23 protein-coding genes are annotated in these 21,235 nt (G+C 61.3%); 15 read left to right on the top strand and 8 right to left on the bottom strand.

Translation table 11 applies throughout. The features are described 5' to 3' along the window. Window positions 1-121: 121 nt before the first annotated feature. The 7 genes from urtE to ureC all read left to right on the top strand — a co-directional run bounded on the left by urtE (window position 122) and on the right by ureC (window position 5,405). Window positions 122-820, top strand: coding sequence for an urea ABC transporter ATP-binding subunit UrtE (gene urtE, locus DCO47_RS11935; RefSeq protein ID WP_016771889.1), 699 nt, complete (start codon window positions 122-124; stop codon window positions 818-820). A gap of 44 nt (window positions 821-864) precedes the next feature. Next, a complete protein-coding gene (locus DCO47_RS11930) occupies window positions 865-1,704 on the top strand; it encodes an urease accessory protein UreD (RefSeq protein WP_116658157.1) in 840 nt (279 codons plus the stop codon). Between the two features lie 154 nt (window positions 1,705-1,858). Then, window positions 1,859-2,161 (top strand): urease subunit gamma, encoded by a 303-nt coding sequence (gene ureA, locus DCO47_RS11925; protein ID WP_042608931.1) that lies wholly within the window; start codon window positions 1,859-1,861, stop codon window positions 2,159-2,161. 9 nt (window positions 2,162-2,170) lie between these two features. Beyond that, window positions 2,171-2,704 (top strand): GNAT family N-acetyltransferase, encoded by a 534-nt coding sequence (locus DCO47_RS11920; protein WP_116658156.1) that lies wholly within the window; start codon window positions 2,171-2,173, stop codon window positions 2,702-2,704. Between the two features lie 5 nt (window positions 2,705-2,709). Then, entirely contained in the window at window positions 2,710-3,246 is a 537-nt protein-coding gene (locus DCO47_RS11915; RefSeq protein ID WP_042608933.1) for a GNAT family N-acetyltransferase, read from the top strand. Next, window positions 3,243-3,548 carry an urease subunit beta gene (locus tag DCO47_RS11910; RefSeq protein WP_064363032.1) on the top strand — a complete coding sequence of 102 codons (306 nt, stop codon included), beginning with the start codon at window positions 3,243-3,245 and terminating at the stop codon, window positions 3,546-3,548. The genes DCO47_RS11915 and DCO47_RS11910 overlap by 4 nt, the downstream gene beginning before the upstream one ends. Before the next feature lie 156 nt (window positions 3,549-3,704). Beyond that, entirely contained in the window at window positions 3,705-5,405 is a 1,701-nt protein-coding gene (ureC, locus tag DCO47_RS11905) for an urease subunit alpha (protein WP_064363034.1), read from the top strand. Window positions 5,406-5,465: 60 nt separating this feature from the next. On the opposite strand, the gene DCO47_RS11900 is transcribed toward ureC, so the two are convergent. The 3 genes from DCO47_RS11900 to DCO47_RS11890 form a co-directional block, all read right to left on the bottom strand. Then, the gene (locus DCO47_RS11900; RefSeq protein ID WP_116658155.1) at window positions 5,466-6,869 is read right to left on the bottom strand and encodes a hypothetical protein; all 1,404 of its coding nucleotides are present in this window, start codon (window positions 6,867-6,869) and stop codon (window positions 5,466-5,468) included. Between the two features lie 177 nt (window positions 6,870-7,046). Beyond that, a complete protein-coding gene (locus DCO47_RS11895) occupies window positions 7,047-7,352 on the bottom strand; it encodes a chaperone modulator CbpM (RefSeq protein ID WP_042608936.1) in 306 nt (101 codons plus the stop codon). A 23-nt stretch (window positions 7,353-7,375) separates the two neighbouring features. Next, a complete protein-coding gene (locus DCO47_RS11890) occupies window positions 7,376-8,320 on the bottom strand; it encodes a DnaJ C-terminal domain-containing protein (protein WP_024011397.1) in 945 nt (314 codons plus the stop codon). 291 nt (window positions 8,321-8,611) lie between these two features. Between DCO47_RS11890 and DCO47_RS11885 the strand changes: the two genes are divergently transcribed. Beyond that, window positions 8,612-9,886, top strand: a complete 1,275-nt coding sequence (locus DCO47_RS11885) for an Hsp70 family protein (protein WP_083354096.1) — start codon at window positions 8,612-8,614, stop codon at window positions 9,884-9,886. Between the two features lie 64 nt (window positions 9,887-9,950). Here the strand turns inward: DCO47_RS11885 and DCO47_RS11880 are convergent, their stop codons facing one another. The 3 genes from DCO47_RS11880 to DCO47_RS11870 form a co-directional block, all read right to left on the bottom strand. After that, on the bottom strand, window positions 9,951-10,964 hold the full coding sequence (locus DCO47_RS11880; protein ID WP_039756974.1) for an AI-2E family transporter: 1,014 nt from the start codon (window positions 10,962-10,964) through the stop codon (window positions 9,951-9,953). Between the two features lie 325 nt (window positions 10,965-11,289). Next, window positions 11,290-11,595, bottom strand: a complete 306-nt coding sequence (locus tag DCO47_RS11875; RefSeq protein ID WP_083354095.1) for a PsiF family protein — start codon at window positions 11,593-11,595, stop codon at window positions 11,290-11,292. A gap of 63 nt (window positions 11,596-11,658) precedes the next feature. Continuing rightward, window positions 11,659-12,453, bottom strand: coding sequence for a helix-turn-helix transcriptional regulator (locus DCO47_RS11870; RefSeq protein WP_083354094.1), 795 nt, complete (start codon window positions 12,451-12,453; stop codon window positions 11,659-11,661). 96 nt (window positions 12,454-12,549) lie between these two features. Here DCO47_RS11870 and DCO47_RS11865 point away from each other — a divergent pair, with 96 nt between their 5' ends. Beyond that, complete coding sequence (locus DCO47_RS11865) at window positions 12,550-13,437, top strand: DMT family transporter (protein WP_116658154.1); 888 nt, start codon at window positions 12,550-12,552, stop codon at window positions 13,435-13,437. A gap of 114 nt (window positions 13,438-13,551) precedes the next feature. Here the strand turns inward: DCO47_RS11865 and DCO47_RS11860 are convergent, their stop codons facing one another. Next, entirely contained in the window at window positions 13,552-14,430 is an 879-nt protein-coding gene (locus tag DCO47_RS11860) for a triacylglycerol lipase (protein ID WP_116658153.1), read from the bottom strand. Between the two features lie 293 nt (window positions 14,431-14,723). On the opposite strand from DCO47_RS11860, the gene DCO47_RS11855 reads away from it, so the two are divergent. Beyond that, a complete protein-coding gene (locus DCO47_RS11855; protein WP_042608942.1) occupies window positions 14,724-15,254 on the top strand; it encodes a bacterioferritin in 531 nt (176 codons plus the stop codon). A 101-nt stretch (window positions 15,255-15,355) separates the two neighbouring features. Here the strand turns inward: DCO47_RS11855 and DCO47_RS11850 are convergent, their stop codons facing one another. Next, entirely contained in the window at window positions 15,356-17,431 is a 2,076-nt protein-coding gene (locus DCO47_RS11850) for an AsmA family protein (protein ID WP_116658152.1), read from the bottom strand. Between the two features lie 383 nt (window positions 17,432-17,814). Between DCO47_RS11850 and DCO47_RS11845 the strand changes: the two genes are divergently transcribed. From DCO47_RS11845 to ureG, 5 genes are all read left to right on the top strand, one after another. Continuing rightward, window positions 17,815-18,321, top strand: coding sequence for a hypothetical protein (locus tag DCO47_RS11845; protein ID WP_065615518.1), 507 nt, complete (start codon window positions 17,815-17,817; stop codon window positions 18,319-18,321). A gap of 154 nt (window positions 18,322-18,475) precedes the next feature. Continuing rightward, window positions 18,476-19,108 (top strand): TetR family transcriptional regulator, encoded by a 633-nt coding sequence (locus tag DCO47_RS11840; protein ID WP_042608945.1) that lies wholly within the window; start codon window positions 18,476-18,478, stop codon window positions 19,106-19,108. A 298-nt stretch (window positions 19,109-19,406) separates the two neighbouring features. Continuing rightward, window positions 19,407-19,907 (top strand): urease accessory protein UreE, encoded by a 501-nt coding sequence (gene ureE / locus DCO47_RS11835; protein ID WP_042608946.1) that lies wholly within the window; start codon window positions 19,407-19,409, stop codon window positions 19,905-19,907. Beyond that, on the top strand, window positions 19,904-20,578 hold the full coding sequence (locus DCO47_RS11830) for an urease accessory protein UreF (RefSeq protein ID WP_116658151.1): 675 nt from the start codon (window positions 19,904-19,906) through the stop codon (window positions 20,576-20,578). Before ureE ends, DCO47_RS11830 begins: the two co-directional genes overlap by 4 nt. Before the next feature lie 23 nt (window positions 20,579-20,601). Beyond that, the gene (ureG, locus tag DCO47_RS11825; RefSeq protein ID WP_064363057.1) at window positions 20,602-21,216 is read left to right on the top strand and encodes an urease accessory protein UreG; all 615 of its coding nucleotides are present in this window, start codon (window positions 20,602-20,604) and stop codon (window positions 21,214-21,216) included. The last annotated feature ends 19 nt before the right edge of the window (window positions 21,217-21,235 follow it).

Raw genomic sequence — 21,235 nt, 5'->3', positions numbered from 1 at the left:
TGTGGGAGCGAGCCTGCTCGCGAAAGCGGTGCATCAGGCGATGAAGATGTTGAATGTCAGTCTGCATTCGCGAGCAGGCTCGCTCCCACAGGGTTCTGTGTGCAACAGAAGGAATTCGAACATGCTGCAAGTCGACAAGCTGCATCAGTATTACGGCGGTAGCCACATCCTGCGTGGCCTGAGCTTTGACGTGAAAGTCGGCGAAGTCACCTGCCTGCTAGGGCGTAACGGCGTGGGCAAGACCACCCTGCTCAAATGCCTGATGGGCCTGCTGCCGGCCAAGGAAGGCGCGGTGAACTGGGAAGGCAAACCGATCACCACGTTCAAGCCGCATCAGCGCGTGCATGCCGGTATCGCCTACGTACCGCAGGGCCGTGAGATCTTCGGACGGCTGACGGTAGAAGAAAATCTGTTGATGGGTCTGTCGCGCTTTCCCGGCAGCGAGGCCAAAGAAGTCCCAGGTTTCATCTACGAACTGTTCCCGGTACTGCTACAAATGAAGCAGCGGCGTGGCGGCGATCTGTCCGGCGGTCAGCAACAACAATTGGCGATCGGCCGAGCGCTGGCCAGCCGTCCGCGACTGCTGATTCTCGATGAGCCCACGGAAGGCATACAGCCGTCGGTGATCAAGGAAATCGGCGCGGTGATCAAACAGCTCGCGGCGCGCGGTGACATGGCGATTCTGCTGGTCGAGCAGTTCTACGACTTTGCCGCAGAACTGGCCGATCAATACCTGGTGATGTCCCGGGGCGAGATCGTTCAGCAGGGTCGCGGTGAAAATATGGAGGCCGAAGGTGTACGCGGGCTGGTCACAATCTAATGCGGCGGTCTAATCTGTAGCTTCCTAACGATAATCACAACACCATGAATTCAATTGCTGCACCTGCCCTGTTTACCCCCAGCTGGCACGCCGAGCTGGAACTGGCCTACGCGCGTTTCGGCGACTGCACGCGCCCGGTCATGCGCCGCCACCTCGGCCCGCTGCGGGTGCAAAAGCATCTGTACGCGGAAGGCCCCGAAGTCTGCCAGCACATCATCGTCCATCCGCCGGGCGGGATCGCTGGCGGCGATCGGCTGGATATCAGCGCCCGCGTCGAACCCGACGCCTGGGCACAGATCACCAGCCCCGGCGCCGCCAAATGGTATCGCGCGGGTGGGCCGGCGTATCAGCAGCTCGACTTGCAAGTCGCTGCCGGCGCGACCCTGGAATGGCTGCCGCAGGAAACCATCGTCTACAGCGCCGCGCAGGCCGAGTTGAGCACGACGATCGAACTCGAAGGCGATGCGCGACTGTTCTACTGGGACGTGGTGGCGCTGGGCCGTCCGGCCAGCGGCGAGCGTTTCGACCTCGGGCATTTTCAGGCGCACCTGGATATACGCCGCGATGGTCGGTTGCTCTGGCATGAACGGCAGCGCATTGTCGGCAACGATGGTTTGCTCGACTCGCCAATCGGGCTGGATGGGCAACCGGTGTTCGCGACGATGCTGGTGACCGGTGAGATAGACGCCGAGCTGCTGGAGCGTTGCCGCTCGCTGAGGCATGAGGTGCGCGGGGATTTGACTCAGTTGCCGGGGTTGCTGGTGGCACGGTGTCTGGCCGGTGAAGCGTTGCTAGCCCGCGCCTGGCTGATTGATTTGTGGCGACTGCTAAGGCCTGTGCTGCTGGGGCGCGAGGCTATGCCCCCCCGAATCTGGAACACCTGAAATGCATTGCCCTGTAGGAGCTGACGAGTGAAACGAGGCTGCGATCTTTTGATCTTGATCTTTAACAGCAAGATCAAAAGATCGCAGCCTTCGGCAGCTCCTACAGATCGCGATCGACCTGATCATTCTTAACTGCCGATATTGGATTCCAACAATGGACCTGACCCCACGCGAAAAAGACAAGCTGCTGATCTTCACCGCCGGCCTCGTCGCCGAACGGCGGCTGGCCCGTGGCGTGAAACTCAACTACCCGGAAGCCATGGCCTATATCTCCGCCGCGCTGCTCGAAGGTGCCCGCGATGGCCAGACCGTGGCCGAGCTGATGCACTACGGCACCACCCTGCTCAGCCGCGAACAAGTGATGGAAGGCATCGCGGAAATGATCCCGGAAATCCAGGTCGAGGCGACGTTCCCTGACGGCACCAAACTGGTCACCGTTCACCAGCCGATCGTCTGAGGCCGCGCCATGACTTACACCATTCGCGATGCAACCCGGGCCGATCTGCCGGCGATCCGCGACATCTATAACGACGCCGTGCTCAACACCACGGCGATCTGGAACGAACAAGCTGTCGACCTCGGCAACCGCGAGGCCTGGTTCGACGCCCGTCAGCTGCAGGCGTACCCGATTCTGGTGATCGTCGACAGCCAGAACGCAGTGCTGGGTTACGTCTCGTTCGGCGACTGGCGGCCATTCGACGGTTTCCGTCACACCGTCGAGCATTCGGTGTACGTGCGCAGCGATCAGCGCGGCAACGGCCTCGGCCCGCAACTGATGAACACGTTGATCGAACGCGCCCGCACCTGCGACAAACACGTCATGGTTGCCGCCATCGAAAGCGGCAACGCCGCCTCGATCCGTCTGCACGAACGCGCCGGTTTCACCATCACCGGGCAGATGCCGCAAGTCGGCATCAAGTTCGGCCGCTGGCTCGACCTGACCTTCATGCAGTTGACCCTCAACCCCGGCGCACCGCCGCCGAATGTTCACAAGGAGTGATGTCGATGAACGCCGCCCAGTTGCGCCGCGTCAACGCTGAGAGTTTTGCCCACTATCGCCAGGGCCTGATTGATCTGCTGCTCGACGCCGTCGGTTACGGCGCCAGCGTCGGTTTCATGGCCGACCTCGATGCCGCGCAGGCGCGCGCCTATTTCGACGAGGTGCAGGACAACGTCAACAAGGGCAGCACGCTGCTGTGGGTGGTGGTCAAGGACGAGCAGGTGCTGGCCAGTGTGCAATTGGGCCTGTGCCAGAAAGCCAACGGTCTGAACCGCGCCGAAGTGCAGAAACTGCTGGTGCGCGAACACGCCCGGCGCCGCGGTCTCGGTCAGCAACTGATGCAGGCGCTGGAACTCGAAGCGCCCAAGCACAAGCGCGGCATGCTTTATCTCGACACCGAGGCCGGCTCGCCGGCTGAAGATTTCTACAAGGCGCTGGGCTACGTTCGCGCCGGCGAAATCCCTGATTACGCCTGCGACCCGAACGGCACCTATCGCCCGACCGCGCTCTATTACAAAGTCCTGCAAGGAGCCCAGCGATGATTCCTGGCCAATACCAGATCCAGCCCGGCGACATCGAACTCAACGTCGGCCGTCGCACCGTCAGCCTGAAAGTCGCCAACAGCGGCGACCGGCCGATCCAGGTCGGCTCGCACTATCACTTTTTTGAAACCAACGACGCGCTGACCTTTGATCGCGCAGCCAGTCGCGGCATGCGCCTGAACATTCCCGCCGGCACCGCCGTGCGCTTCGAGCCGGGGCAGAGTCGTGAAGTCGAACTGGTCGATTACGCCGGGCATCGCCGGGTGTTCGGATTTGCCGGACGCATCATGGGTGATCTCTGACATCGGCGTGCACCGCCGCCCCTCACCCCAGCCCTCTCCCGAGGGAGAGGGAGCCGATCACCGATAGCCGCACGACCGCGATCAGTCCCCTCTCCCTCTGGGAGAGGGCTAGGGTGAGGGTCCATGGCTCACCACCATTTTCCTGAAGGACGCAGCATGAAGATTTCCCGCCAAGCCTACGCCGACATGTTCGGCCCCACCGTCGGCGACAAGGTGCGCCTGGCCGATACCGAGCTGTGGATCGAAGTCGAGAAGGACTTCACCACCTACGGCGAGGAAGTGAAATTCGGTGGTGGCAAAGTCATCCGCGACGGCCAGGGCCAGAGCCAGTTGCTCGCCGCCGAAGTGGTCGACACACTGATCACCAATGCGCTGATCATCGACCACTGGGGCATCGTCAAGGCCGATGTCGGCCTCAAGGACGGGCGCATTGCCGCGATCGGCAAGGCCGGCAACCCCGACGTGCAGCCCGACGTGACCATCGCCATCGGCGCCGGCACCGAAGTGATTGCCGGCGAAGGCATGATCCTCACCGCTGGCGGCATCGACACGCATATCCACTTCATCTGCCCGCAGCAGATCGAAGAAGCACTGATGAGCGGCGTGACTACCATGATCGGCGGCGGCACGGGACCTGCCACCGGCACCAACGCCACCACCTGCACCTCGGGTCCGTGGCATCTGGCGCGCATGCTCCAGGCCGCCGATGCCTTCCCGATGAACATCGGTCTGACCGGCAAGGGCAACGCCAGCCTGCCGGAGCCGTTGATCGAACAGGTCAGGGCCGGCGCCATCGGCCTCAAGCTGCACGAGGACTGGGGCACCACCCCGGCGAGCATCGACAACTGCCTCAACGTCGCCGATCAGTACGATGTGCAGGTGGCGATCCACACCGACACCCTCAATGAATCCGGTTTCGTCGAAACCACCCTCGGTGCGTTCAAGGGCCGCACGATCCACACCTATCACACCGAAGGTGCCGGTGGCGGCCACGCGCCGGACATCATCAAGGCCTGCGGTTTCCCCAACGTGCTGCCGAGTTCGACCAACCCGACCCGGCCATTCACCCGCAACACCATCGACGAACACCTCGACATGCTGATGGTCTGCCACCACCTCGATCCAAGCATCGCCGAAGACGTCGCCTTCGCCGAGAGCCGTATCCGCCGAGAGACGATTGCCGCCGAAGACATCCTCCACGACCTCGGTGCGTTTTCGATGATCAGCTCCGACAGTCAGGCCATGGGCCGCGTCGGCGAAGTCATCACGCGAACCTGGCAGACAGCCGACAAGATGAAAAAACAGCGCGGCCCGCTGCCGCAGGATGGCGAAGGCAACGACAACTTCCGCGCCAAACGCTACATCGCCAAATACACGATCAACCCGGCAATCACCCACGGCATCAGCCATGAAGTCGGTTCGATCGAAGTCGGCAAATGGGCAGACCTGGTGCTCTGGCGGCCGGCGTTTTTCGGCGTCAAGCCAACGCTCATCCTCAAGGGTGGCGCGATCGCCGCCAGCCTGATGGGCGATGCCAACGCCTCGATTCCGACGCCGCAACCGGTGCACTACCGGCCGATGTTCGCCAGCTACGGTGGCTCACTGCACGCCACCAGCCTGACCTTTATCAGTCAGGCGGCGCAGGAGGCCGGACTGCCGCAAGCCTTGGGACTGAAGAAGAAAATCGCGGTGGTCAAAGGCTGCCGCGACGTGCAGAAAACCGACCTGATCCACAACGACTATCTGCCGGACATCGATGTCGATCCTCAGACCTATCAGGTCAAGGCTGACGGTGTATTACTGTGGTGCGAGCCGGCGGAAACACTGCCGATGGCGCAGCGTTACTTTCTGTTCTGATAACTGCCGGGGGCTGAATACGGACGGGCACATCCGTATTCAGCCGTGCACGGCAAACGCTCAGGGAAACGCCCACGACATCTGTTGCTCGCTGTAGTTGTAATCCAGACGCAGCTCGGTGCCCGCGGGGATGTCCTGGGTGGCAAATACGGCGTTGAGAATAAAATCCCTGGTGACCAACTGTTTGCCGATCCATTGCTGCGCCTCGACATCGAACGGCACCAGCTCGACGTTGTACCCCTCCGTTGCCTGACGCACAGGCTTGCCCGTCGCGTCGTATTCAAACGTGGAGTTGATGCGGGACATGATGGTGTCACCCAGGATCGCGAGCGGATCGGGGATAAACTCTCCGGCGCCATACTTCAAACGTACCCCGGCAAGCATGGTGAAGGTCTGTTCGTGGGGCTGGACGAAGCGTGCTGGCGTGATGGCCCCGCCGTAGACACCCAGCGCCTCGCCTTTGGCGATGCGCCGGTTGGCGACCACCATGGACTGACCGATCAAGGCCCGCTCACCGGGGGCTTGCATATCGGCTTCGGTAAACACGCGCCATTGCAGCTTCTCCTCATACAGCCGCGCGACATCCTCGTACCCTTCAAACCTGATGTAAGGTTTGATCTGCTCGGAGGTGTAGAGATCGCCGTTTTCGAAGCGCACTTTCGTTTGCAGTTTTTTGATGCGAATCGGCCGGCCAGCGGTGTCCCGCAGCGGATACTTGCCGTTGTTGGCGCGGTTGTAGGTACCCAATTGATTGGCCAGGAATGAATAACGCGTTTCACTGCGCATCGTGTTCAGTTCTTCCGCCGTGTAAGGCTGGATCGGCATTGATTCGGAGGCCAGATAAAACGTCTCGCCAGCGCCCTCGTGATCAGTGGGCAGCTCTTCGAGCGCCGACTCGAATTCATCGTCACTCTGCCGGCTTACCCTGCGGTTTTTCCGCGGCAGGAGTACGGAACCGTCCGCGGGCGCGGTGAAATCCTGCAGCGGATACCAGTGATTGTGCAGCGGGTCGAACGCGAGAGTGGGACCGGAGGCTCGCGCCTCGCTGGGTAATGTGGCCCGGTACAGACCGGTTTCGGCATCGACGCCAAGCAGGACGGTACCGCCATTCTGCAGGTCGGCGTATTGACGTCCCTTGAACACACGAAACCCCTGAGCATCGGCGCCTGGCAAGGCAACCGTCGAGGGAATCAGATAATGCTGCAGAGAAACGGCTTCAGCGGTCGCGGCCATTGAAGCGCTGGACGATGATGGGTGAACCTGGATGTTCGGCGTTGCGGCTGCGGTCTCGATCTGCCGCGTGCCGTCGCCGGTTCCTTGCGTATCGCGCGGGGTCTGGTGAATGACCGGATCGGGGGTAATGCGCAGCGTTTCAAGACCCTGCGCAGTTGCATCGCCAGGCGGGCGCGCAGGCGTGTTCACATCGGCTGTGGCCGTTTTGGGCGGTTTGGGTTTGACTGGCATGAGCAGGCTTCCTTGCAAAGTTTGCGTAGCGCTGGCCCGCGTGGCTGGCGCTACGACAGTCGGCATCCATTGCCGACCTGAGCGCGAAAAAGTATCAGACCCTGCTCACGCTTAACATGGATGGAAACACGCGCAAACACTAACCCGCTGATGACCCGCACACAGCCTTCAGACCCTCTATTCCACCACCAGGCGCCCCAACCGTTGCCGCAACATGCGGTTCTCGGCGCGCAGCGCTTGCACTTCCTCCAGCAGGTCCAGGGCCAGCGCCACGCCTTCCCACTCCAGCTCAAGATCACGCCGCAGCTTCGCCGCACGTTTGGCCAGCGCCAGTTCGTAATCGGTGAAGCGCCATTCCCGGGGCTGCGCGCCCTGAGGTTCGAGGATGCCGTGCTCGACGATTTCGATCACGTAGACGTCCGACAAATCGGCCGCCTCACAGAATTCTGCCAGGTCCAGTTGAACGATCAGGGGGCTGCTCATGATGGGCTACTCCGTCGTCGGGTTCAGAAGTTCTCTCGCGGGTTGAACGCAGCTTTCTTCGCCAATTCCTGCCACAGCGCCTTGACCTCATCGTCGGACGCTTTCGGCATCACGGCCTTGAGTTGCACGAACAGATAACCGCGCTCGCCGGCCTTGTTCAGCAGGCCGTGGCCCTTGGCACGCATGCGCTGGCCATTCTGACTGCCGGCCGGAACCTTGAGGTTGATCTTGCCGGTCAGGGTCGGCACGGCCACTTCAGTGCCCAATGCCAGCTCCCACGGCGCCAGCGGCAAGGTAATGATCAGGTTTTCGCCTTCGACATCGAATTTCGGGTGCGGCGCAAAACGAATGGTCAGGTACAGATCGCCATTCGCTCCGCCACCGATGCCCGGTGCGCCCTGGCCTTTGAGGCGAATGCGCTCGCCGTCGGTCACGCCGGCCGGGATCTTCACGTTCAGGCTCTTGCTGGTGTTGCTCACGTGCTGGCCGTGCGCGTTGTATTGCGGCACCTGAAAGGTGACTTTCTTCGATTCGTTCGACAGGGTTTCTTCGAGGAAGACCGGCAATTCCATTTCCACGTCTTGCCCTCGGCGTCCGCGTGATTGGCGGCTCTCGGCGCCACCGAAACCGGGGCCGCGATTGCCGAAGATCGAACTGAAGAAGTCCGAGAAGTCGCCGGTGTCGCCACCGCCGCCGCCAAAACCGCCACGGCTCTGCCAACCCGGTGGCCCCTGGAACGGCTGACCGTGCTGGCCATAACGACGCAACTCGTCGTATTCGGCGCGCTTGTCGGCGCTTTTCAGCGCTTCATAGGCTTCCGAGGCGTCCTTGAACTTGGCCTCGGCGTCTTTTTCCTTGCTGACATCGGGGTGGTATTTGCGCGCCAGCTTGCGATAGGCCGCTTTGATGGCCTTGTCGTCGGCTGTCGGCTCCACGCCGAGTATCTTGTAATAGTCTTTGAAGTCCATTGAAGGATCACCATCCGTTATCGATTTCGCGCCGAGGCCAGCGTGCGCCCGATTGGCGCGTGCCGGGTTGACCGATCTCAAGGTTGTGACCGGGTGGCGCCGCAGAAGTTTATCGGCAGTGGACGACGGTTCTTGCGACCGCCGGTGTGTCTGCCGGCCCATGCCAGCAAGTTTGGGGCGATGCGGCGGTTTTCAACCTGCCAGGTGGCGAAATAGCGGATGACCGGCCTTCGAATCTGCCGCGCACTGACATACACTGCGCGGCCGTTTTTTGACCGGAATCCGAAAGACATGAAAGACGCCTCTCCAGCCCGTGCCTGCGGCATCGACTTCGGCACGTCCAACTCCACCGTCGGCTGGCTGCGCCCCGGCATGGACACCATGATTGCGCTGGAAGACGACAAGATCACCCTGCCGTCGGTGGTCTTCTTCAACATCGAGGAGCGCCGCCCGGTGTACGGTCGCCTGGCCCTGCACGAGTATCTGGAAGGCTACGAAGGCCGGCTGATGCGCTCGCTCAAGAGTCTGCTCGGTTCCAAGCTGATCAAGCACGACACCAGCGTCCTCGGCACGGCGATGCCGTTCAAGGACCTGCTCGGGCTGTTCATCGGTCAGCTCAAGCACCGCGCCGAAGCCGCCGCCGGTCGGGAATTCGAACAAGTGGTGCTGGGCCGTCCGGTATTTTTCGTCGATGACGATCCGTTGGCTGACCAGGAAGCCGAAGACACCTTGGTCGAAGTGGCGCGCAAGATCGGTTTCAAAGACGTGTCGTTCCAGTACGAGCCGATCGCGGCGGCATTCGACTATGAGTCGACCATCGAAAAAGAAGAGCTGGTGCTGATCGTCGACATCGGCGGTGGTACCTCCGACTTCTCGCTGGTGCGCCTGTCGCCTGAGCGCCGCGCTGTGGATAACCGTCACGAGGACATCCTCGCCACCGGCGGCGTGCACATCGGCGGTACCGACTTCGACAAACAGCTGAGCCTGCAGGGCCTGATGCCGCTGTTCGGCTACGGCAGCCGGATGAAAAGCGGTGCCTACATGCCGACCAGCCACCATATGAACCTGGCGACCTGGCACACGATCAACTCGGTGTACTCGCAGAAGTCCACGCTGGCCCTGGGCAGCATGCGCTACGACATCGAAGACACCGGCGGCATCGATCGCCTGTTCAAACTGATCGAACAGCGCGCCGGCCACTGGCTGGCGATGGAAGTCGAAGAAACCAAGATCCAGCTGACCCACGCCGACAGCCGTCACGTGCCGCTGGACCGCATCGAAGCCGGCCTGAGCGTCGAGCTGACGCGTGCGCTGTTCGAATCGGCAATCGAAGCTTTGCTCGAGCGCGTGCGCGGCAGCGTTACGCAGCTGTTGAATGACGCCGGAGTTGCGGTCGATCAGGTCGACACGGTGTTTTTCACTGGGGGTTCGAGCGGCATCCCGGCCCTGCGCAACAGCGTGTCAGCAATGTTGCCGAACGCGCGGCATGTCGAAGGCAACATCTTTGGCAGCATTGGTAGCGGTTTGGCGATTGAAGCGATGAAGCGCTACGGCGCCATGAACTGACTACAACCATTGTGGCGAGGGAGCAAGCTCCCTCGCCACAATGGTCGACAGCCAGACAGTCAGCTCAAACCATCCCGCCCAGCTTCAACTCACTCTTCAGGTACGCGTAATAAATCGGTCCCGCCACCACGCCCGGCAAACCGAACGCGGCTTCGAACACCAGCATTGCCAGAAGCAATTCCCACGATTTGGCACTGATCTGCCCGCCGACGATGCGCGCGTTGAGGAAGTATTCGAGCTTGTGGATAACGATCAGGTAGCCCAGCGCGGCGAGCGCTACCCAGATCGACAGCGACAGGCCGACGATGGTGATCAGCGTGTTCGACATCAGGTTGCCGATCACCGGCAGCAGGCCGAGCAGGAAGGTCAGCACGATCAGGGTTTTGGTCAGCGGCAGCTTGATGCCGAACATCGGCAGGATCACTGCGAGGAAGATCCCGGTGAACACCGTGTTGAGCAGGGAAATCTTGATCTGGGCGAAGACGATATTGCGAAACGCCTGCACCAGCAGATGCAGACGGTCGAACAGGGCCGCGGCCAGGGGTTTGCGCTTGGTCACGTCGGGGATGCGCTGCAGGGCGATGATCGCGCCGAGCACCATGCCGATCAGCAGGGTGACGAACATGTGCGCGGCGTCCTTGCCGACCAGTTGCAGGTCGGCCAGATGCTTGCTCGCCCACTCGCCGATCGCCACGCGAAATTCCGCCGCGCTGGCCGGCAGATAGGCGTCGATGAACGGCGGCAACTGCCCCCGCGCGCGATCGACCACGCCCATGAATTTATCCAGCGAAGCGCCCGGATTTTCCGCTTCATGCAGGAGGAAACTGATAGCCCCGGCGAAGATCAGCGCCAGCACACTCACCACCAGCGTGCCGAGCAGCGCCACCGCCAACCAGCGCGCACGCCGCCCTTCGATCAGCCGTTGCAGTTGCGGGGTGAGCATGTTGACCAACTCGAACACCAGCAACCCGGCCAGCAGGCTCGGCAACAGGCGCAGCGGCAGCACCAGCAGCAATCCGCCAAAAATGATGATGCAACTGACCCAGAACACAACATGACGCTGAGAAAACGTTGGCATACAGCCTCAAAACGAACGGCGTGAAAGGATGGGCAGTCTGCCAGCGATCCGGGGTTAGCACTAGGGATATGCGGGGTTTCGGATTTTCCTGCAACGCGTGCGATTTTCCCCCTCACCCTAGCCCTCTCCCAGAGGGAGAGGGGACCGATTGGGGGTTGCTCGAGAAATTTGCCGACCTGAACGTGCAGCGCCGAATCCGCCATCGACTCGGTATTTCAGACCACAGTTCCTGTCGGTATCCATGCGGTCGGTCCCCTCTCCCTCCGGGAGAGGGTGAGGGCAAATCTCAAGCCGACCGAATCAATCGGACACGCATGGCGCCCGCTTATTTCTTCTTCAGACACTCACTCATGAATGTCTTGCGCGCATCGCCGGTCAGCGCCTTGGTTTTCGCATCGGCATTGCAGGTAGTCATTTTCTGCTGCTGCGGGGTCAGCGCCTTGCCATCGTTGGCCGCTGGCGCCGCTTTCAGGCAGGTGCTCATGAACGCCTTGCGCTCATCGCCCTTCAAGCTCTTGGCGGTCGCATCGGCATTGCAGGTGGTCATCTTGTTCTGTTGCGCCGTGGCGGCGAAACCCTGGGAACACAGGAGCAGACCGATCATCAACAACGGCACACGCAACATCTTCATGGAGTTTTCTCCTTGTTGCCGCACCGATGGATGCGGCCTCTGTCGCAGTGTAGTCAAAGCTTGTTACACCTTCCTGCCCTCGAGGTGACTGCGCCGATACTGCTCTGGCGTACAACCGGCCTGGCGGGAAAACATGGCGATGAAGGCCGAGCCGCTGCTGTAGCCGAGATCGAAAGCGATTTCCTGCACCGAACGTGACGTCTCCAGCGCTTCGATCGCCGCCAGATAACGCAGGCGCTGACGCCACTCGCCAAAGCTCATGCCCAGCTCGCGGACAAACTGCCGCGCCAGCGTGCGCTCGCTGACATGCACCTGCGCGGCCCAATGCGCCAAGGGCTGATTGTCGCCCGGCGCGGCCTGCAAGGTTTCCAGAATCGTCAGCAGCCCGGGACTGCTCGCATACGGCAGGTAACATTCCTGCACCGGCGCTTGTTGCAGTTGATCGACCAGCACCTGAGCCAGACGCTGGTCGGCCGAATGTTCGGGGATCTTCACATCGCGGGCGGCGAAGTCCTTGAGGATCGCCTTGAGAATGTCGCTGATTGCCAACGTGCAGGCGCGCGCCGGCAAGCGCGCGCAGACATCGGGATCAAGGCACACCGCGCGGTAGTTGACCGGTTGATGACTGTAGAAACTGTGCTCGACCTCGGGCGGCACCCACACCGCGTATTGCGGCGGCGACATGAAGCGACTGCCGTCGACATCCATGTGCAGCACGCCATGGGCCGCGTATTCCAGCGTGCCCCAGGGATGCCGATGGGGCGCGGCATATTCGTGGGCATTGAAATCGGCGTAGCGGAAGTACACCGCTGACGGCAATTGGCTGAATGCGAGCAAGTCGATGTGTTTGCTGTTCATGCTGTCCGGATGCAGGTGCAGGTTGTCTGGTTCGCAGTATAGGCCTGCATCCAGACAGGGGATAATCGCGCTTCATCAACGTTCTGGTTTTGTCCCATGCAATACGCGTTTCCCCTGCTGGCGATTTTCATCTGGGCCGGCAATACCGTGATCAACAAACTGGCCGTCGGGGCGATCTTCCCCGCCGAGATCGGTTTCTATCGCTGGCTGCTGGCCGGGCTGCTGTTTACGCCGTTCATGCTGCGCAAAGTCATCGCGCACTGGCCGCAGATTCGGCCGAACCTGGGGCGGATCTTCGTCCTCGGCGTGCTCGGCATGGCGGTGTATCAGAGCCTCGCTTACTTCGCCGCGACCCTGACCACGGCCACCAACATGGGCATCATTCTCTCGCTGATGCCGTTGATGTCGCTGGCCATGGCGATCGTCAGCCTCGGTCAGCGCCTGACGGCTGGCGCCCTGGTCGGCGCAGTGCTGTCGTTCGCTGGCGTGCTGGTGGTGGTGTCGGCCGGCAGCCTCGGTGCGCTGCTGCAACACGGGGTCAACATGGGTGACGCGATGATGCTGATCGCGACGCTGGCCTATGCGGTTTACAGCACGCTGTTGAAAAAATGGCAGCTGCGCCTGCCACCGTTGGTGCTCCTGTACTTGCAGGTGCTGGTGGCGATTGTGGTGTTGTTTCCGTTGTTCGCGGTGTCGCCGAAGACCGGTTTGAATCTGCAGAACGTGCCGCTGGTGCTGTATGCGTGCCTGCTCGCTTCGATGGTCGCGCCGCTGGCGTGGATGCAGGCGGTGCAGCGGCTGGGGCCGAGCCGGACAACGTTGTTCTTCAACCTGCTGCCGCTGATTACCGCGATGATTGCCGCGGTGGTGCTGAGGGAGCAGTTGGCGATGTATCACCTGGTGGGCGGATTGCTGACCTTGGGTGGGGTGGTTTTGTCGGAGCGCTGGACCACAGTGTTGGGCCGCAGGATCAGCGTCGCCTGATAAGGCCCCTTCGCGAGCAGGCTCGCTCCCACATTCAAGCGCATTCCTTCAGTTGAAATGCAGACACCTGTGGGAGCGAGCCTGCTCGCGAAGAACGATAACGCGGTCTGACTGCTAACACCCAGCCGCCTCCAGCCGCGCCGCATGCTCGACAAACAGCCGCACCGGATCCGCGCCCTTGCCCACCAGGCCCAGCGACTGATTGACGATGTCGAAATGATCCAGCGGATAGTCATCACCGATTACCGTGCCCAGATGCGAGCTGTAACGACCGACCATGCCATCGCACTGCCCGCGCTCGCGAACGAAGGTCGTGGCGAACAGGCGGCAACTGCGATTGGTGCCGTCGAAAAGATTGCCACCACGATCGGTCTTGCCCGGTTGCAGCGTTCCTGACCAAGAGTAGTACCGTACACCGTTAACCTCTTCCGGGCCCTGCCCGCCCCAGGTTTGCGGCAACCCTTGTGGATACCGCTGATTGAACAAGGCAACGCCCGCCGTCGTCAGCGAGTGGTGGGAGGCGTGGATATCCACAGGCAATCTTGGCCCGTGATAACCGGTGTCGAGCATCGCCATGATCCAGCCGATCAAGCGCAACAATGCTTCGAGCAGACGCCCTTTGACGGTGTTCGCCGGATAGTTTTTTTCCAGATGATCGGCCAGCTCCGAACCGTGATTCGGCCCGGCCACGGAGGTTACCGAGGCGACCAGATCGGGACGTTTCGCCGCTGCATAGCGCGCCGTCAGCGCCCCCTGGCTGTGACCGAACAGATTGACCTTGTGCGCCCCGCTCTCGCGGAGAATGTCCTCGATCCGCGCCAGCAACTGCTCACCGCGCACTTCGGTGGAGTTGAGCGGCGAAACCTGCACCGCGATCACCGTCGCACCACCACGGCGCAAGGCCTTGATGACCCCGAACCAGTACGGGTAAAGCACCAGCCGGACAAAGCCGAGCATGCCCGGCACCAGCACCAGTGGATAACGTGTCGACATGGGTTACATCCTTGTGCGCGGTGAGTGGAGGCCTGACGTGCAAGACGCCCGCCAAGCATCCAACGTGACGATGACAACTGAACGATGAGCCTACTTCAGCCCGCCACGATCCGCTCCACCGAAACCGGATTGACCAGCGTCAGGCCCTCCGGACATAGCAGTCTTCAGCAGTTCCTGCAGCGCGTCCGGCGTAAATCGCATAAAACTTTTCGCTTCGCTCAAGACTCACAACCTGGGTAGCGACCGCGTCTTCAGAACGTGGCGCCCATCGGATTAGCCTCCAGGAGAATGAAATGAGTGACCTGCATTTGTCTGATGTTCAAACCCTGCGCGAACGCGCACGGCAACACGTGGAAAACGGCGCGGTCACCGAGACCTACAGTGCCAACCGTGAGGAGGTGCTGCGCTTGCTGAACGAGTCGCTGGCCACCGAACTGGTCTGCGTATTACGCTACAAGCGCCACTACTTCATGGCCAACGGCCTGAAAGCCAACGTCGCCGCCGACGAATTCCTCGAGCATGCCAACCAGGAAGCCGAACACGCCGATCGCCTCGCTGAACGCATTGTGCAACTGGGCGGCGAGCCGGAGTTCAATCCCGACCTGCTGAGCAAGCTGTCCCACGCGCAGTACGTGGCCGGCAATTCGCTCAAGGAAATGGTTTACGAGGATCTGGTGGCCGAGCGTATCGCGATCGACAGCTACCGGGAAATCATCCAGTACATCGGCGACAAGGACCCGACCACCCGCCGCATCTTCGAAGACATCCTCGCCCAGGAAGAAGAGCACGCCGACGACATGGCGGACATCCTCAACGACCTGTAACCCTTAACAGCAAAAGATCGCAGCCTTCGGCAGCTCCTACACAAGGAACGCATTCCAAATGTAGGAGCTGCCGAAGGCTGCGATCTTTTGATCTGCCCTGCTTACTTGGTAGGTTTGACGGTCACCGGCGCCTTGCCCTGCTTCATCTGCTCCAGCAACGGCGCGCATTGATTCGGCTCGCCACCGCTCGGCGCCACCAGCGCCAGCAATCCTGCCGCCGGTGCGGCGATCACGCCCAACGCGACCATCCCCGCTCCACGCAGCATCAACGGTACGGCTTTGACGCCGGCATCCGGCTTGATGAACTTGCCGCGCACATACAGCGGCGAGCGCAGGGAGATCAGGCGCCAGCCCTTGGATTCAGGCGTCACGGTCAGATCGAGTTGCTCGGTGGCCATGTTTGCCGTGCCATCGATGTAGATAATCGCGTTCTCGGTATCGAAGACAAACAGCCGCGTGGTCGCCAGGCCGGTCTTGATATCGAAGTCCGCCGCCGCGCAGTTGATCTTCACTTCCTTGTCGCCAAAGATCTTCCCGACCACGTAGTTGCCGACGTTGAGCCCGGCCAGTTCCATCAGCTCACGGCTGATCGCACCGTCGTTGATCAGCATCTTCAGATTGCCGTTGGCGCCGCCAAGCAGTTTCGCTACGGAGTTGCCACGGCCGCTGATGTCGGCGTCGCCGTTGAGCTCACCGAAACTGGTTTTCATCGGTTCGAAAGTCGGGAACAACTCTTTCAGCTTGAACTTGCGTGCGGTCAAACGCGCCCGGCCTTCCAGTGGTTCGGTGCGGCCATTGAGGCGAATCTGTGCATCCAGGGTGCCGCCAGCGACGCCGAAGCGCAGCGGTTCCAGGCTGAGCTCGCCATCGTTGAGTTTCACATGGGTATAGAGGTCGTTGAACGGCAGCTTCTCGCTGTGGACGATACGTTTGCCGGTGAACTCGACATCGGCATCCATGGCGCGCCAGCGGTCGGTCTTGAACTCTTCTACCGGCAGAACCTTGTCCGCGGGTTGCTTGCTCGCACCGCCACGGGCTTTCTGTTCGGTGTTGGAGTCGGCGCCGATCAATGGCGCGAGGTCGGCGAACAGCAGTTGATTGGAGAGCAACGCACCGCTGAGTTTCGGCCGTGGCTGGCTGGCGATGTAGGTGAGGTCGCCGTGGATGTCGCTGTCGCCGATCTTGCCATTGAATTTCTCGTAAGTGAATCTCGCCCCGGCCTCGTCATGCAGCTTGGCGATCAGGTGGCCGTCGGTGGAATACGGTGGCGTGTCTGGCAGGGTTACGCCGGTCAGCGGATAGAGATTGCCAAGGCTATCGCCGGCGAGCTTCAGGCGCAGGTCGAGGGCGCCGAGGTTGAGCGGGTCGGTGAGGGTGCCGGCCAGCTCGATTCGTGTGTCGCCAATCTTCGCCTGGGCCTGCAACGGGAACGGTTTGCTCGCGTCCTGCAAAGCCAACAGTCCGCCGATCTTGCCCTGCCCGGTGAGATTCTGCGCGTGGTACTGGCCTTTGACCTTGAGCGCAAAAGCGTAGTCCTGCGGTGCGCCGCCCTTGTCCTGCGCGGTTTTCGCCGCTTTGTCGCCGACGATCTCGCTGAAGGGGATCGGCTTGCCGAGCGGGTCGATCAGCACATCAAGGTTGGTTTTCAGGGTCTGATCGTCGAGGGTCACGTGGCCCTTATCGAAGCCGATCGCGCCGATGTCGACCACCCAGTTCGATGGCTCGGCGTTCGGATCCTTGGGGTCGAATTTGAAGGTCCAGTTGGCGCGGCCATCGGCCAGACGTTGCAGCTCGGCATTCGGCTCGGTCAGGTCGATGCGCGGAATCACCACGCGCTGGGCCAGCAGGGCCAGCGGCGAAATGCGCAGCTCGACGCGTTTCAGCGTGACCATCTGCGGCTGCTTCGACCAGTCCGGATTGCCCAGGCTCAGGTCCTCCGCGACCACGTGCGGCCACGGCACCCAGGCACGCCAGCCGCCCTCTTCCGGCTCGCGCTGCCAGATCACCGCGAGGTTGCCATTGATGGCAAACGCCCGGTGCAGTTCTTCCGAGACTTTGGCGTTGATGGTGGGTTTGATCCGGTTCCAGTCGAAGAACACGATGATCAGAATCAAGGCTGCCACTAGCAGCACGAGGATGGCGAAGGTCCAACTGAAGATTTTTCCAGTGCGCGTCATGCACAAAGCTCCTGATCACGACTGCACGCCGATTACCCGACGCACAGCTGAAACGGCAGACCGAAGCGGCCCCTATGCAGTCTGTGACTGGCGAAAGGCCCGCAGGTTTAATCGAAAGGCAGTTTAAGCCATAAAAAGTGCAGCAAATCTGACCGATCGGTCGAGCAGTGTTACCGCGACCCGCACTTTTACGAGGCGCGAGTGAGTCGAAAATACCCACGACGGTGCAAAACCGCCGCCCGCAAAGCCCCGTGCTAGAGCCCTCGCGCGGAACAATCAATTCTGTTGATTATTACCATTGCGTTTATGAACTTTTATATCGACTTATCGAGAGTAGCATTGCCCTCGTACCCACTTTATCGCCCTCCCAAGGAGCCACTATCATGAAACGCCAATTACTGCTCAGCCTTACCCTGTCGATGCTAGCCAGCACTGCTTTCGCCCTGCCCGCTGCCGATCAGGCCACTCCGCAAATCAAATCGAGCCACTCGGTGTTTAGCCAGACCGTAGCTTCCGACGGTTCCGAGCGCACTCCACAAGGTCAGACTCTGGCTGAAAACGGCCGCAACCGCCTCGAAGAAAAAGGCCTGGTTCAAGACGGCTCGGATCGCACCCCACAAGGCCAGGCCCTGGCTGAAAACGGTCGCAATCGCCTCGAAGAAAAAGGTCTGGTGCAAGACGGTTCGGATCGCACGCCTCAAGGTCAGATCCTCGCCTCCGACGGCACCGAGCGCACCCCACAAGGCCAGACCCTGGCTTCCGATGGTTCCGAGCGCACTCCACAGGGCCAGACCCTGGCTGATGACGGCTTCGATAAAACCCCACTGGGTCAAGCCCTCGCTGAAGGCGGTGGTGACCGTGTGATCGAACGCAACAGCAAACTGAGCTGAGCCCATGACGGCCCGGCAAAAAAGCCCAATCAGCGGATTGGGCTTTTGACTTTTCAGCTTCTGTAAATTCCTCGCTGCACGACTCCCCGTTCGACGCCGACAAAGCCGATTTGCTAGAGTGCGGCGCTTGTCCTGCCGAAGAACACACCCTGCGATGCTGCCCCGCGCCGAACAGAAACAACAGACCCGCAACGCCTTGATGGACGCTGCCCGCCACCTGATGGAAAGCGGCCGAGGATTCGGCAGCCTGAGCCTGCGCGAAGTGAGCAAGACCGCCGGCATCGTGCCCACTGGGTTCTATCGTCACTTTGCCGACATGGACGAGTTGGGGCTGGTGCTGGTCAGCGAAGTCGGCCAGACCTTCCGCGAGACCATCCGCCTGGTGCGGCACAATGAATTCGTCATGGGCGGCATCATCGACGCTTCGGTGCGCATCTTTCTCGATGTGGTCAACGCCAACCGCTCGCAATTCCTGTTTCTCGCCCGCGAACAATACGGCGGCTCACTGCCAGTACGGCAGGCAATCGGACGCTTGCGCGAAAACATCAGCGCCGACCTCGCGGCGGACCTGGCGCTGATGCCCAAACTGCAACATCTGGATCTGGCGGGTCTGAGCGTGATGGCCGACCTGATCGTCAAATCAGTCTTCGCCACCCTCCCCGACATCATCGACCCACCGCCCGAAGCCTTGCCGGAGCACCTGACGCCGCAGGCGAAGATCACCCAACAGTTGCGCTTCATCTTCATCGGCCTCAAGCACTGGCAAGGGCTGGGCAGTACCGAATAACTCCCCCCTACCGCGACAACACATATCCCCTGTAGGAGTGAGCCTGCTCGCGATAGCGGTTTAACAGTCAGATATTTACTGACTGATCCACCGTCATCGCGAGCAGGCTCACTCCTACAAGGGTGCACCGCGATAGCCTCGATTTGGTGCATGACAAATTCTTCATGCACCAAAACCTTCCAGAATCCCCGCACCTGTTGAAAGATCGGATGCGCGCCGACAGCTATTTCCTACATCTCGTGCGATTGGCGCGGCCCTTGCTCTAGCCCAATCAACGTTCATTGCTGGAAGCTTTCCGATGCTGGTGATTCATCGCAGAATCGACCCTCAACCCGTCTGGGCCGCCGAGTTGCACCTGACCTTCGAAGCGCGCAGCAAAAGCCGTTTGCGCTGTTTCAGTGCCGAAGGCGAAGACGTCGGGTTGTTTTTGGAGCGCGGCCAGCCACCGCTGCATGACGGCGAATGCCTGCAGGCCGAAGACGGCCGCGTCGTGCGCGTCTGCGCCCGTCCCGAACAATTGCTCCATGTCACCTGCGCCAATGCGTTCGAACTGACGCGCGCGGCCTATCACCTCGGCAACCGCCATGTCGCCCTGCAGGTCGGCGATGGCTGGCTGCGCCTGCTCGACGATTACGTGCTCAAGGCCATGCTCGAACAGCTCGGCGCACAAGTCGAAGCCATCGAAGCGCCGTTCCAGCCGGAGCACGGCGCCTACGGCGGCGGCCATCATCATTCCCGCCACGGTGACGAGGACTTCAACTACGCGCCGAAACTCCATCAGTTCGGCGTGCGCCTGTGAATCCGGCCTGGGCGCTGCTGCGTCTGGCCAGTCCGCAATTACCGATTGGCGGCTACAGCTATTCCCAGGGTCTGGAAATGGCGGTGGATAACGGCCGGGTGAACAACCCGGACAGCGCCCGTCGCTGGATCAGCGACCAACTGCTGCTCAATCTCGCCCGCTTCGAAGCGCCGCTGCTGTTGGCGCATTGCCGGGCGGCGGCGGACGAAAACTGGGCCGACCTGCAGCTACTTTGCGAAAACCATCGTGCCAGCCGCGAAACCCGCGAACTGCATCTGGAGAGCCGGCAGATGGGCTACTCCTTGCAGCAGTTGTTGAACGGTTTGCCGGAACTCGACGCGTCCGCCCGCGATTTTCTTGCACAGATCACAGAACCGCATCTGGCCCTGTGCTGGGCACTGGCCGCGCGCGCCTGGGGCATCAGCGCACAGGACGCGCTTGCCGCGTGGCTGTGGAGCTGGCTGGAAAACCAGCTCGCCGTGTTGATGAAAACCCTGCCGCTGGGCCAGCAAGCCGCCCAGCGCCTGACCAGCGAGCTGCTGCCGCTGCTGCAACAGGCGCAGCACGACGCAAGCCAAATCAACCCCGAACACATCGGCAGCGCCGCTTTCGGTCTGTCCCTGGCGTGCATGGCCCATGAACGCCAGTACAGCCGTCTCTTCCGCTCTTAGGCCTGTTTATTTTGGAGAATGAAATGCAAACACAACCTCTGCGCGTCGGCATCGGCGGCCCGGTCGGTTCCGGCAAGACTGCGCTGACTTTGGCCCTGTGCCTGGCCCTGCGCGAGCGCTACAACCTCGCCGTGGTCACCAACGATATCTACACCCGCGAAGACGCCGATTTCCTGGTGCGCAACGAGGCCCTCGCGCCGGAGCGGATCATCGGCGTGGAAACCGGCGGCTGCCCGCACACCGCAATCCGCGAAGACGCTTCGATCAACCTTGAAGCGGTCGACCAACTGAACCGACGCTTTCCGGGGCTGGATCTGATTCTGGTCGAGTCCGGCGGCGACAACCTCTCGGCGACGTTCAGCCCCGAGCTGTCCGATCTGACCATCTACGTGATCGACGTTTCCGCCGGCGACAAGCTGCCGCGCAAGGGCGGCCCGGGGATCTGCAAGTCCGACCTGCTGGTGATCAACAAGATCGACCTGGCTCCGCTGGTGGGCGCCTCGCTGGAAATGATGGACAGCGACACCAAACGCATGCGCAACGGCAAGCCGTTCGTGTTCAGCAACCAGAAAACCGGTCAGGGCCTTGAAGAAATCATCGCCTTCATCGAACGCCAGGGCCTGCTGACCGCCGCCTGATTCACTTATCAACAAGGAA

Source organism: Pseudomonas sp. NDM, assembly GCF_003105095.1.
Classification (GTDB): Bacteria; Pseudomonadota; Gammaproteobacteria; order Pseudomonadales; family Pseudomonadaceae; genus Aquipseudomonas; species Aquipseudomonas moraviensis_A.
The sequence above is the reverse complement of the archived record's forward strand: the minus strand, read 5'-3'. Positions and strand labels throughout refer to the sequence as shown.

What these genes read in the sequence shown, in the direction of transcription:
- urtE (WP_016771889.1), top strand. Translation starts at nt 122, where the DNA reads ATGCTGCAAGTCGACAAGCTGCATCAGTATTACGGCGGTAGCCACATC.
- DCO47_RS11930 (WP_116658157.1), top strand. Translation starts at nt 865, where the DNA reads ATGAATTCAATTGCTGCACCTGCCCTGTTTACCCCCAGCTGGCACGCC.
- ureA (WP_042608931.1), top strand. Translation starts at nt 1,859, where the DNA reads ATGGACCTGACCCCACGCGAAAAAGACAAGCTGCTGATCTTCACCGCC.
- DCO47_RS11920 (WP_116658156.1), top strand. Translation starts at nt 2,171, where the DNA reads ATGACTTACACCATTCGCGATGCAACCCGGGCCGATCTGCCGGCGATC.
- DCO47_RS11915 (WP_042608933.1), top strand. Translation starts at nt 2,710, where the DNA reads ATGAACGCCGCCCAGTTGCGCCGCGTCAACGCTGAGAGTTTTGCCCAC.
- DCO47_RS11910 (WP_064363032.1), top strand. Translation starts at nt 3,243, where the DNA reads ATGATTCCTGGCCAATACCAGATCCAGCCCGGCGACATCGAACTCAAC.
- ureC (WP_064363034.1), top strand. Translation starts at nt 3,705, where the DNA reads ATGAAGATTTCCCGCCAAGCCTACGCCGACATGTTCGGCCCCACCGTC.
- DCO47_RS11900 (WP_116658155.1), bottom strand. Translation starts at nt 6,869, where the DNA reads ATGCCAGTCAAACCCAAACCGCCCAAAACGGCCACAGCCGATGTGAAC.
- DCO47_RS11895 (WP_042608936.1), bottom strand. Translation starts at nt 7,352, where the DNA reads ATGAGCAGCCCCCTGATCGTTCAACTGGACCTGGCAGAATTCTGTGAG.
- DCO47_RS11890 (WP_024011397.1), bottom strand. Translation starts at nt 8,320, where the DNA reads ATGGACTTCAAAGACTATTACAAGATACTCGGCGTGGAGCCGACAGCC.
- DCO47_RS11885 (WP_083354096.1), top strand. Translation starts at nt 8,612, where the DNA reads ATGAAAGACGCCTCTCCAGCCCGTGCCTGCGGCATCGACTTCGGCACG.
- DCO47_RS11880 (WP_039756974.1), bottom strand. Translation starts at nt 10,964, where the DNA reads ATGCCAACGTTTTCTCAGCGTCATGTTGTGTTCTGGGTCAGTTGCATC.
- DCO47_RS11875 (WP_083354095.1), bottom strand. Translation starts at nt 11,595, where the DNA reads ATGAAGATGTTGCGTGTGCCGTTGTTGATGATCGGTCTGCTCCTGTGT.
- DCO47_RS11870 (WP_083354094.1), bottom strand. Translation starts at nt 12,453, where the DNA reads ATGAACAGCAAACACATCGACTTGCTCGCATTCAGCCAATTGCCGTCA.
- DCO47_RS11865 (WP_116658154.1), top strand. Translation starts at nt 12,550, where the DNA reads ATGCAATACGCGTTTCCCCTGCTGGCGATTTTCATCTGGGCCGGCAAT.
- DCO47_RS11860 (WP_116658153.1), bottom strand. Translation starts at nt 14,430, where the DNA reads ATGTCGACACGTTATCCACTGGTGCTGGTGCCGGGCATGCTCGGCTTT.
- DCO47_RS11855 (WP_042608942.1), top strand. Translation starts at nt 14,724, where the DNA reads ATGAGTGACCTGCATTTGTCTGATGTTCAAACCCTGCGCGAACGCGCA.
- DCO47_RS11850 (WP_116658152.1), bottom strand. Translation starts at nt 17,431, where the DNA reads ATGACGCGCACTGGAAAAATCTTCAGTTGGACCTTCGCCATCCTCGTG.
- DCO47_RS11845 (WP_065615518.1), top strand. Translation starts at nt 17,815, where the DNA reads ATGAAACGCCAATTACTGCTCAGCCTTACCCTGTCGATGCTAGCCAGC.
- DCO47_RS11840 (WP_042608945.1), top strand. Translation starts at nt 18,476, where the DNA reads ATGCTGCCCCGCGCCGAACAGAAACAACAGACCCGCAACGCCTTGATG.
- ureE (WP_042608946.1), top strand. Translation starts at nt 19,407, where the DNA reads ATGCTGGTGATTCATCGCAGAATCGACCCTCAACCCGTCTGGGCCGCC.
- ureG (WP_064363057.1), top strand. Translation starts at nt 20,602, where the DNA reads ATGCAAACACAACCTCTGCGCGTCGGCATCGGCGGCCCGGTCGGTTCC.